Below are 8,612 nucleotides of genomic sequence, written 5' to 3'. Positions count from 1 at the left end.
AATATCAGGAGAAATATTACGCTGTTATGAATTAAAAATAGCTTACGCCAGTACAAATCCAATTCAGCTTGCGATTAAAGCAGGAGAAAAAATACATTTGAAGGGTGTAAATGGTTGCGGTAAATCGACTTTTTTTAAAACTATTCAAGGTTTAATCAAACCTATAGCTGGAGAAATCTATTCAAATGCGAAATTATTATATTTAGATCAGAATCTTTGTTTACTCAATCAAAATATATCCGCTTATGCATTTCTTAAAAGTATTGACTCAAATCTATCTGAGCAACAAATACGAACAGCTTTAGGAAATCTACAAATTTGTAGAGATAAATCGCTTGCTCCGATAAGTACTCTGAGTGGTGGAGAGCGTTTAAAGGTCGCTTTAGTTGCTTTGAAATTCCAAACAGTTGAACTATTACTCTTAGATGAGCCAGACAACCATTTAGATATAGAATCACGAGAACTTTTAGCTCATGCTATCCGTTCATTTCATGGCTCCGTCATCTTAGTTTCTCATGATGAGCTCTTTGTAAAAGAATGCAGCATAGAAGAAAGTTATTTATTGAATTAATCTTAAATCAGCATGGCAAATGAATTTGTCATGCTGATGATTAGCGAACTAAACCTTGTGGTTGTAAAATAATAATTGCCGCACCACATAACACGATAAGTACACCTAAAATATCCCAACGGGATAACATCACTTGATCGATGTAACGTAACCACAACAGTGCTGTAAAAATATATATCCCGCCATATGCCGCATAAATACGACCTGAAGCTACTGGATGTAATGTAAGCAGCCATACAAAAATAGCTAAACTTAATGCTGTGGGCATCCACAACCAATGTGACTTCCCTTGATTCAAAATCAAGTATGGAAAATAGCAACCTAAAATTTCAGCAATAGCTGTAATGAAAAATAACCCAAACACTTTGAGTATTTGGGTTATAGAAGATGACAATTCAAACATTAAGCAGGTTCAGCACTCGGATTAATATGATCTTCAAATACCTCTAGTTTCAGACCAACATCTTTACCATCTTCAGTTTTCACAGAAACGGCAACATTTCCACCATGCTCAGCAAGCTCTCCGAACAAGATCATCTCAGCAAGCGGCTTTTTCAGATGCTCTTGAATTAAACGTTGCATTGGGCGAGCACCCATCAGACGGTCATAACCATTGGTTGACAACCAATCTCGCGCACTTTGATCAACTTCAAGAACAACTTGCTTTTCATCCAACTGTGCTTGTAACTCAGTTAAGAATTTATCAACTACTGATTCAATCACAGTCGTAGGAAGTGCTTTAAACTGGATCACACCATCTAAACGGTTACGGAACTCGGGAGAGAATGCTCGTTTCATTGCGTCTTGGTTGTCTGCACTATGATCTTGCTCTGTAAAACCAATACTTGCGCGAGAAATGCTTTCTGCACCAATATTTGTCGTGAGCACAATAATAACGTTTCTGAAATCAGACTTACGACCATTATTATCGGTTAAAGCCCCATGATCCATTACTTGTAATAACAAGTTGAATACATCTGGATGTGCTTTCTCAATTTCGTCAAGCAACAGTACACAATGTGGATTTTTATGAATCGCATCAGTCAGTAACCCCCCTTGATCATAACCAACATAACCTGGAGGCGCACCGATCAAACGCGATACAGCATGACGCTCCATATATTCAGACATATCAAAGCGTACTAACTCAACACCTAGTAATTTAGCAAGTTGTTTAGTGACCTCTGTTTTACCTACACCTGTAGGCCCAGCAAATACAAAACTACCGACAGGTTTATCAGGTGCTTTTAAACCTGCGCGCGACAATTTAATTGCTGAAGCAAGTGCTGTAATCGCCTCATCTTGACCAAATACAACGCGTTTTAGATCTCGCTCTAAGTTCTCTAAAACAGTCTTATCATCTTTAGAAACAGTCTTAGGTGGGATACGCGCAATCTTGGAAACAATATCTTCAATGTTTTCTACTGAAATCATTGATCCATCAGCTTCAGCTTTAAGACGACGTTGAGCACCAGCTTCATCAATTACGTCAATTGCTTTGTCTGGTAAGAAACGATCATGAATAAACTTAGCTGACAACTCTACTGCTGCAACAAGTGCTTTGTCTTCGTATTCAACGTGATGGAAATCCTCAAACTTACTTTTTAAGCCACGAAGTATTTCGATTGTTTCACCCACACTCGGCTCATTCACATCAATTTTTTGGAATCGGCGTGATAATGCATGATCTTTTTCAAATACTTGACGGTATTCTTGGAAAGTAGTTGAACCAATACAACGTAAACTACCATTTGCCAAAGCTGGTTTGATTAAGTTCGATGCATCCATAGTGCTACCCATACTTGAGCCTGCACCAATAATCATATGAATTTCATCAATGAATAAAATCGCGTTCGGATTCTTTTTCAAAGCATTTAACAATTGTTTTAAACGTTTTTCAAAGTCACCACGATACTTCGTGCCTGCAACCAAAGCACCGATGTCTAAGCTATAAACTTCAGCATTAGCAAGTGGTTTTGGTGCTTTACCATTCACAATCAACCATGCCAAACCTTCTGCAATAGATGTTTTACCAACACCTGGATCACCAACTAACAGCGGATTGTTTTTACGGCGACGGCATAAAATTTGTGCAGCGCGCTCAATTTCTTTCTCACGCCCAATTAATGGATCTGTTTTACCCTTTTGTGCTTCAATATTAAGATTAAGCGTATATTGTTCTAAAGGGCCAGCATTCGCAGAGGCTGCATTTTCACCTTCAATATCTTCCACTTCTTCTTCAACTTGAATCTCATCTTTGCGAGTTCCATGAGACAAGTACTGAGTTAAAGTAAGACGATTGATTTGATGGCGTTTTAATAAATAAACCGCAAAAGAGTCTCGTTCAGAATACATCGCAACGAGTACATCAGCGCCCTCTACAGTACGATCACCGCCACTCGATTGCACGTGGAAAATCGCTCTTTGTAGAATACGATCAAAGCTCTCTGTTGGATGAGGAGCTTGTTCGTTATTATCACCAAGTTTTGGGGTATGTTGCTCTACATATTCCTCTAATTCTTTACGCAAAGTAACGATATCTGCACCGCATGCTTTTAAAGCATTTACGGCAGAGTCATTATCTAGCAAGGCAAGCAACAAATGTTCAACTGTCAAAAACTCATGTCTCTTTTGACGAGCCATGCTAACAGCCAAACGTAACGATACTTCTAATTGACGACTGAGCATGTAACCCCCTTATCTCTTGGGCTCTTTCATTCCGAAATATATGAATTTTCATGAAAGAGCTAATTATGGATTTAATCCGCTTGAGCTGCTGTAATCGCAATGAAATTTGGCGGCTACTATACTCTTTGCTTCATAATCTACTGTTAGCATTAGTTGAGCATCTTGGTCAAGATTCAAAACAACATATTGTTGTAAAAATTCAATTACAAACAGCATAAAAGTCAATCAACTGTTTAAATTGACAGCAAATCTATTTTTTAATTCTAAATTTATAGAAAATTATGCTTTTGGCTCAATTTGACAAAGTAATGGATGACCCTGCGATCGAGCATAATTATTTACCTGATTCGCCTTGGTTTCAGCAATATCTCTTGGGTATACACCCGCAGTGCCTTTACCTTCGTAATGAACGGTCAACATCACTTGACTCGCTTGATCAAAATCCATCCCAAAATAACTTTGTAAAATCTCAATGACAAAGTCCATTGGCGTGTAATCATCATTCAATAAAACAACTGCGTATAAAGGTGGGCGTTTTAATTCAGGAGGAGCTGTTTGCACAACAACCTCTCCTTCATGATCCTCATGCGAGTCACTCAAACGTGGACCTAAGTGCCAATCAATTAATCCTGACTGCTGAAAAGAACTTTTCACTTCACTTAAACTCATCTGACGTTTATATCTTCGCATATTGGTTACTTGATCTACTAAATTATTGGGCATTTGCTTCGGCTTGTGGAATTTCAGAAACAAATGCAGAGCTTACATCTACTGGTTGACCACGCTGCCAACTAAATCTCTTAATCACAGGTGAAGCACCACTTGATAATCTTACTTCAATAAACTGAGGGACAAAACCTTTTGGCATTGTCCAACGGCCAGTCAATCGTTCAAAATCATCAAAATTAAAGTTCTTGTCTTCTAATGGCACTACAAGTATTTCTGTATCTTTAATCAATCGCAACTCAACTGTACCTACAGCACGACGCTTGCTTGGACTTACTTGGATTAAATCAATTTGATACTCATAAGCATTTTCAGGAAGTGATTTAACGGCTAGATTCTGAATTGTTAAACTAACGCCGCCACGCTGTCTCAATGTCTCACGATAAATTGCATTCATTGTTTCAAATTGAGTTTTATCAGCATTTGCTTGATTTATCGCTTTAAACAGCTCATCAGCATTTCCTACAGCCATATCTCTTTCTTGAACAGCTGCATTTAAGCTTTTGCTAACAGAATCTAAAGCAGTCTTTTGCTTTTGTACAACTTCAACTAACTGCTCTGCATCTGCATCATAACCAACAACTGTTAATCCTTGACGATGACCTACGGTATAACCAAGCATAAAACTGCCACCGATTAATACTGTAGCAGCAATCACTAAAGGTAAATTCGTTTTGAGAAAGTTATTTTTGTTAGCGGAACTATCTGGTGAAATAGTCGGATCAACGTTATCCATCATCATCTCTATCGTTATGACTTACATCAAAACACACATTTAAATCGAAATTTAAATGTGTGTGAAGTACAAAACCGTTTTTTATGGTAATAAACCAATACCTTCTAAGCCAGCAGCTTCATCAAAATTAAACATTAAGTTCATATTTTGAATCGCTTGACCAGCGGCACCTTTAACCAAGTTATCTTGAGCGACAAGTATAATCAGCTTATTTTCTTGCAAACGATATAAAGCGATACGTAATTCGTTCGCTCCGCGTACGCTACGAGTTTCAGGTGAACTATTAGCAGGCATAACATCAACAAATCTTTCATTTTTATAAAAATCTTCATACAGAGCTTGAATATCCAACTTCTGACCTTGCGCTGTTAAATCTACATATATAGTGCTTAGCATGCCACGAATCATCGGCACTAAATGTGGCACAAATAAAATTTGATTGAATTGCCCTTTTTGCCCAGAAATATTTTCAAGCGCCTCAACTATCTCTGGATGATGTCGGTGACCTGCAACTCCGTATGCTTTGAAGTTATCTGCATTTTCACTATAAATCATGCCAAGACTTGCTTTTCGTCCAGCACCCGATACACCTGATTTCGCATCAATAATGATATTTTGAGTATTGATAAGGGTTGTATCATTTTTTAGAAGCGGAGCCAAACCCAATTGAACTGTTGTCGGGTAGCATCCTGGATTACCAATTACTCTCGCATTTTTGATTTTTTCACGATTAAGCTCTGTCAAACCATAAACCGATTCAGTTAAAACAGTTGGACAGCTGTGTTGCATGCCATACCATTTTTCAAATTCAGCAAGATTTTGCAAACGAAAGTCAGCTGCTAGATCAATAACTTTAGTATCGGAATCAATCAATTCTTGAGCATGTTGCATTGCTACACCGTGTGGCGTTGCAAAAAAAACAACATCACATTGTTTGAGACGATCTAGATCAAGATCAGAAAACTCTAATTCAGTGTGTCCACGAAGACTTGGAAACATATCAGCTACACGTTTTCCTGCTTCTGTACGTGATGTTAAAACATCAACTCGGGCTTGCGGATGTCTTAATAAAAGACGTAATAATTCAACGCCTGTATATCCAGTTCCCCCAACAATACCAACAGAAATCACGTGCAGCACCTCAATACTTGAATTTGTTGGCTAGTATGGCAGTTTGACTCATATTTCTCAATCTATAAGTCTGCACCACGTATGAAGATTTCTATAAGAAAACTAAATTCAAGTATCATTAAATAATTGTCATGGGATGGCTTAATTGCATAGAACAAGTCAAACTTAAGCATCTAATTTATAAAAAATGATAGCAAACGACCATTGATCATGAATTTCTATTGAATGAATAGGATATTCGCATAGAATAAAACCCAAGCGGAAATAATAATTTTCATGGATGCAGAATTTTGGAGAGCTGGAATGCCTTCTTTGAGAACAAAACAAAGATTAAATCAATTTTTATGTCTTGGTGTTAGCACTTTACTAATCAGTACAGCCTTGGTTGGTTGTGGTAGTGGTGAAAGTGAAGCAAAAAATGACCCAGCACCTATAGTGACTGTTCCTAAACCAAAGAATTTCGATATCAAAGTTCCGGTTGAGATGCGTGATGTAGTCGTTAAGTTATATGATAACTTTGACAACACACTCGTCTTAGAGCAACAAGCGAGCACGACATCTAATCTTACAGTTACACTACCTTCTGTTTTAAACACTAAACGTCTTTATAGAATTGAATTATCAACAAAACCTAGTTCTTTGGTTTTTGATTTTCTAAGTGGTCTATACAAACCGTTGAATATTACACAACATGCATTGATCGAAGTAGATACTAGCAATTTAACACAACCAATCTTCATCAATCCAAGTTCTGAGGCTATCTACCAGCGTGCGTTAATCCGGTCTGGTCATTTACCAAATGAGACAGTAGATCCAACTCAAATTAGTGAGCTACATTTATCTTTAGCCACTCAAGATGTAAACACAGCACTTCTAAGAGCATTTCACCGCAATGACTTTCCTAATTTAAATACTTCTAACCAACTTAATGTGTTCACACAACAGGATATTGTTTCTCGACTTGCACTATATATAAACACTTACTTTAGTTTTGGTTATATTCAACAATGGGCAAATGTATATCCAACAAATTCATATGATGAATTTACCAAGAACATTGCACTGGATTTAAAAGATGGTTATTTAGATGCAAAACTTATTCGCGGGGACAATAGTGTCTTAAAAACATTAGTGGTAACCCCACCCGATAATGTTGATCCTGCAAAAAACAATCTTATTGATATTGCCAAGAATCAAGAGAACACCAGAAATTTATTCGCATCTTCTTTAAAACAAGCGGTTTTGAAACTTGCAAACAATTACCAACAAGCGACTGTTAATCCTGATGGCTATCGTCAATTAGAGGATAAATTGTATGCTGGTGAGGAACCTAGATTTAACTCCTCACAAGTATTCAGAGTGTCTGGTGCTGGAGACTATCGCCGAGCTGTTGGTTTCATAGATAGTACTGAGACTTGTAATGGGTCATTATTTGCCTGCAAACAAGGAATAACTGGCGTTAACAATCTAAACCCCAACTTGCCATCTATTGAATATTTAATTGGTAGTTATAAAGACAATACGAATAACTGCACACTCAATATACGCGCTAATGGTGCGGTTGAACTTATCAAAGGAACTCAAATTTATCGTTCAGTACTTGATGCAGACAGTACAGATAATCTTTTACAAGTCAACAAAACGACAAGAGAATATATTCTAAATAGTAGCTCAACTGAACCAAATAATGTTTCATTAGAATATGCTTTCCTTCAAGTAAAAATTAAGGAAAATCAAGTTCAAAGTGCTAGTTATGGTTTAGATGTGCGAAAGGCACCTGATCAATTATCAAAAACACAACTTGAATGTAAGTTTATTTAACATACCACCACGCAGGTAATTGATTATTTTTCAGTTGCCTGCGGTTCTCCAAATAATTTGGGTCATGTTTTTCAACTTCAGCCCAAAAAACTGCACTATGGTCAAAGTGAACCGTATGAACCAATTCATGTATACATACAGATCGAACTAAATATTCAGGCATAAGTACTAGACCCGCATTTAGCATGATGTCATGCTGCGAACTACAACTACCCCATCGTGTTTTTGGTTTTCGAATTGAACAGTCCCTAAAACTCAACCCAATTTCTCTACTGATCTCATTTAGGAATATGGGTAAAAATTCTTTACTGTAAGATAAAACAGCAGATTGTAGTGCTCTTTCAATCTGATCATTTTTAACATGCAATATGTTATTTTCCCAATCAAATTTAAAAATCATACGTTGAGATTGTTGAATTACAGAAAATGGTTTTGAATGATAAAACAATTGTAAGTGCTCAGGAAATTCTGAATACTTGGGATTTTGCATTTGTTGTTTTTCCCATGTCTCAATCAACCATTGTTCTGATTGATTGAGAAACATCTGAATTTGTCGCTGTGAACAAAATAAAGGCACGGTCAGACGAATTCCAGTTGGATCCACACGCAGGCGTAAATTCTTAGCTCTTGCGTGTCGAACCATTTTAATTTCTGGTAGTTTCTCGTCTGATTTTACAGATTGCATTATTGAGCAGTACGTTCTTCGATACCATTATTGGTAGCTACGATTGCAATAGAAGCTGCATTTAAAGCAAAAATTCCATTTGTCACAACACCAGGAATATTATTGAGTGTTTTCTCTAACTCAATCGCATTTAAAATATTTAAGTTATAAACATCCAAAATTACATTTCCATTATCTGTCACAACACCTTCACGATAAACAGGATCACCGCCTAAAGCTACAATTTTACGTGCAACAGCTGATCGCGCCATCGG

General features: G+C 37.1%; 9 protein-coding genes. 2 read left to right on the top strand and 7 right to left on the bottom strand.

Annotation, left to right across the window (positions count from 1 at the left end):
- The coding region (locus A2003_RS02660) for an ATP-binding cassette domain-containing protein (RefSeq protein WP_286686765.1) at positions 1 to 571 on the top strand (571 nt) is incomplete at its 5' end.
- 40 nt (positions 572 to 611) lie between these two features.
- On the opposite strand, the gene A2003_RS02655 is transcribed toward A2003_RS02660, so the two are convergent.
- The 5 genes from A2003_RS02655 to argC all read right to left on the bottom strand — a co-directional run bounded on the left by A2003_RS02655 (position 612) and on the right by argC (position 5,858).
- Positions 612 to 974 carry a YnfA family protein gene (locus A2003_RS02655; protein ID WP_039047345.1) on the bottom strand — a complete coding sequence of 121 codons (363 nt, stop codon included), beginning with the start codon at positions 972 to 974 and terminating at the stop codon, positions 612 to 614.
- Positions 974 to 3,259 (bottom strand): ATP-dependent Clp protease ATP-binding subunit ClpA, encoded by a 2,286-nt coding sequence (gene clpA, locus A2003_RS02650; RefSeq protein ID WP_004962073.1) that lies wholly within the window; start codon positions 3,257 to 3,259, stop codon positions 974 to 976. The genes A2003_RS02655 and clpA overlap by 1 nt, the downstream gene beginning before the upstream one ends.
- Before the next feature lie 279 nt (positions 3,260 to 3,538).
- Positions 3,539 to 3,949 (bottom strand): ATP-dependent Clp protease adapter ClpS, encoded by a 411-nt coding sequence (gene clpS, locus A2003_RS02640; RefSeq protein WP_005402579.1) that lies wholly within the window; start codon positions 3,947 to 3,949, stop codon positions 3,539 to 3,541.
- 22 nt (positions 3,950 to 3,971) lie between these two features.
- Positions 3,972 to 4,721 carry a DUF6776 family protein gene (locus A2003_RS02635; protein WP_039047346.1) on the bottom strand — a complete coding sequence of 250 codons (750 nt, stop codon included), beginning with the start codon at positions 4,719 to 4,721 and terminating at the stop codon, positions 3,972 to 3,974.
- 81 nt (positions 4,722 to 4,802) lie between these two features.
- A complete protein-coding gene (argC, locus tag A2003_RS02630) occupies positions 4,803 to 5,858 on the bottom strand; it encodes an N-acetyl-gamma-glutamyl-phosphate reductase (RefSeq protein ID WP_171133436.1) in 1,056 nt (351 codons plus the stop codon).
- Positions 5,859 to 6,155: 297 nt separating this feature from the next.
- Here argC and A2003_RS02625 point away from each other — a divergent pair, with 297 nt between their 5' ends.
- On the top strand, positions 6,156 to 7,673 hold the full coding sequence (locus A2003_RS02625) for a hypothetical protein (RefSeq protein WP_039047348.1): 1,518 nt from the start codon (positions 6,156 to 6,158) through the stop codon (positions 7,671 to 7,673).
- On the opposite strand, the gene A2003_RS02620 is transcribed toward A2003_RS02625, so the two are convergent.
- Complete coding sequence (locus A2003_RS02620; protein ID WP_286686764.1) at positions 7,666 to 8,358, bottom strand: M48 family metallopeptidase; 693 nt, start codon at positions 8,356 to 8,358, stop codon at positions 7,666 to 7,668. The two genes, A2003_RS02625 and A2003_RS02620, sit on opposite strands and share 8 nt — an antisense overlap.
- Positions 8,358 to 8,612 (bottom strand): ribose-5-phosphate isomerase A (locus A2003_RS02615; protein ID WP_286686763.1); only part of this gene is annotated, 255 nt, incomplete at its 5' end. The genes A2003_RS02615 and A2003_RS02620, both read right to left, overlap by 1 nt.

It is taken from the genome of Acinetobacter sp. GWC1_38_13 (assembly GCF_001767535.1).
GTDB classification, from domain to species: domain Bacteria; phylum Pseudomonadota; class Gammaproteobacteria; order Pseudomonadales; family Moraxellaceae; genus Acinetobacter; species Acinetobacter junii.
Note: the sequence above shows the minus strand (reverse complement) of the source record. Positions and strands in the feature narration are given on the sequence as shown.